The sequence below is a fragment of the Hymenobacter agri genome (genome assembly GCF_054778495.1).
The window spans coordinates 1-680 of the sequence record NZ_BAAGZM010001179.1; the positions used below are offsets into that span (position 1 = coordinate 1).

The window sequence follows — 680 nt, forward strand, 5'->3', positions numbered from 1 at the left end:
AACTTCCTGGCCAACATGAGCCACGAAATCCGCACGCCCCTGAACGGGGTGCTGGGCATGGCCGACCAGCTGGCCACCACCCGCCTCGATGCCCACCAGCAGCGCCTCCTCGGCCTGATGCAGCGCTCGGGCCAGCACCTGCTGGCCGTGCTGAACGATGTGCTCGACATGGCCAAAATATCGGCCGGCAAGCTAAAAATGGAGCAGGTAGCATTCGACCTCTGCGACTCGATGCTGGCCGCCGTGCAGCCTCTGGCCGCCCAGGCCGCCGCCAAAGGCTTAGCATTCAGAGGCGTGCCGCTACGCATCAGTTGCCCCTACCCCTGGGTGGTAGGCGACGCCCACCGTCTCAACCAAATCCTCATCAATCTGGTAAGCAACGCGGTGAAGTTCACCGAGCACGGCAGCATCGAAGTGGTGGGCGAAATGCTGGGCGAAACCGCCGACACGCTCACGGTCCGCTTCCGGGTGAGCGACACGGGCATGGGCATTCCGGCCGATAAGCTGGAGCACATTTTCGAGAGCTTCGCCCAGGCCCAGGCCGGCACAGCCCGGCAGTACGGCGGCACGGGCCTGGGCCTGAGCATCAGCCGGGCGCTGGTGGAGCAGTTGGGCGGCACGCTCACGTTGGCCAGCGAGGAAGGCCGGGGCAGCACTTTCGCTTTCACCGTGACGCTGCC

1 protein-coding gene is annotated in these 680 nt (G+C 65.4%); it reads left to right on the top strand.

Annotated elements, in window-relative coordinates:
- A partial coding sequence (locus tag ACYVDE_RS25200; RefSeq protein WP_460504257.1) for a sensor histidine kinase occupies positions 1-680 on the top strand: 680 nt, incomplete at both ends.